Annotated in this window: 2 protein-coding genes; both read right to left on the bottom strand. The window is 56.1% G+C overall.

All coding sequences use genetic code 11. The features are described from left to right. On the bottom strand, window positions 1-445 hold a 445-nt coding region (locus ACN2TU_RS26875; protein ID WP_472850228.1), incomplete at its 3' end, for a DUF7992 family protein. 154 nt (window positions 446-599) lie between these two features. Continuing rightward, a complete protein-coding gene (locus ACN2TU_RS26870) occupies window positions 600-1,199 on the bottom strand; it encodes a DUF5789 family protein (protein WP_435159862.1) in 600 nt (199 codons plus the stop codon). Window positions 1,200-1,335: the final 136 nt, after the last annotated feature.

Here is a 1,335-nt window from a genome sequence, read left to right as displayed (position 1 = left end):
CACCCCAACCATAGTCTGACGCTTCGTCGTTCCGTTCGAGGTAGCCCTCCAGTACCTCTTGTACCGCTCGGCCGAGATCATCTAACTCACCGTCAATCATTGAAACCGTGCTCGAATCGAGCGATTCAGTCGCGTTTCGCTCCCTCCAGTCGTCCGAAATCATTGGGGCGTCGAAGCGAAGGCGGTCTTCGGTTGGGTCCCAGTAGAAGTCGAACGCTTGGAACAGGCCGAGGTCGCTGACAATTCGAACGTGCTCTTCATCGAGATTCGTGTACTCGGTCCACTCGTTGAATCCCTCCTTCCACGCACCTTCCTGGAGCAGGTCTTCGATGTCCTCGCGGTAGAAGTCCTCTGACCCGAGCGTCTCTTCTTGCCACTCGAACTCGCGCGGCATTCCTCGGTTCGAGAGGTCTGGTGGTTCCGGGACCTCTATATCGAGCGCCATACCTGTGGTTTCACTGGTAACACAATAAAGCCCATCGCAGTTCCAAATGAGACGCCTCTCGCAAGAGAATATCCCGTTACTGGATAGAGGGCGCGTATCGGTCACGCTTGGAGCTTGACAGCAGTCATGGCAACAATCGCCCGTGATCGTCGGTCTATATCCCGAGCCACTCGTCGTTTCGGACCTGATATCCGTTCGCCCGACAGAACTTCGCCGCTTCTCGGCGTACCGCCCGGGACGTCGGGAGCGTTTCTTTGTCGCGGATTCGCTCGACAATCCAGTCGCTGATGACTTGGATCCCTTCATCGTCGTCATCGGCGTCGATCGCTTTGAGTTCCTGGAAGGTCTTCTCGTAAGCCTTGCGCTGTGTCCAACTGAAATCCGTATTCCGAAGCGTCTTGCTGGCTTCCACGACCCGTTTCATAGCCGCGGCAACTGTCGGCCGCTGTACCTGCACCCGGAGGGCAGCTGGAGAGTCGAACGTCTCCTCGTCTATCTCCGGTACTAGTTCCTCGATACTGTAGCTCCCCTCGACCGATTCGATCTCACGATCGCCGATCGCCGCGACGATCTCAATCCCCGTCGCCGGGAATGTCAGCTCTTCGAGTTCTGCCTCAAAATCGGCGAGTTTCTCCGCTTCCACCGGTGGCTCTATTTCGTCCTCGCGCTCCAGTTCTGTGGCGACCTCACGCTCTTGCTGGCGTCTTTCAGCGTCGTGTGCTTGCTTGTCTCGACCGCGCTTATCGTCTGCCATCCTAGGACTTGGACTCTCCAGCCGGATAGCTCTGTGGTCGATAACAGGTATTCCCAAACGTTTACGCCAGCCATTTAAATCGAGTTTTTGCTCGTCAGGAAGTCATCCAGTGAGACAGTCTAACTCCTATATTCTT

The sequence above is a fragment of the Haladaptatus marinus genome (genome assembly GCF_051194195.1).
Note: the sequence above shows the minus strand (reverse complement) of the source record. Positions and strands in the feature narration are given on the sequence as shown.